The organism is Marinobacter iranensis (assembly GCF_029207565.1).
Classification (GTDB): domain Bacteria; phylum Pseudomonadota; class Gammaproteobacteria; order Pseudomonadales; family Oleiphilaceae; genus Marinobacter; species Marinobacter iranensis.
Genome location: NZ_JANCMW010000305.1, coordinates 1 through 254, shown reverse-complemented (window position 1 = coordinate 254; position 254 = coordinate 1). Strand labels below are relative to the sequence as shown.

At 66.1% G+C, this 254-nt stretch carries 1 protein-coding gene; it reads left to right on the top strand.

Annotation, left to right across the window (positions count from 1 at the left end):
- Positions 1 to 254, top strand: a 254-nt coding sequence (locus tag NLU14_RS22485; protein WP_275710794.1) for an aromatic amino acid lyase, incomplete at both ends; no start/stop codon positions are given.

The window sequence follows — 254 nt, the reverse complement described above, 5'->3', positions numbered from 1 at the left end:
CCTTGCCGACAGTGCGCTTGCCGCCAGGCGACGCCTGCGACGGGTCGAGCAGGTCTTTGCCCTTTCAATCGAAGCGTTCCGGGCGCCGCTCGAGCATTATGACGCAGCGCTCGAAACACTCTGGGGCGACGAGCATGAAGCAGCGGCTTTGCGTGGCCTGCGCACACTTCTTGCAGGCGGGACGAGTGAACGGCGCAACTACCAGGCACCGGTGAGCTTCCGCATCGTGCCGCGGGTCCTCGGCCAGGCACACC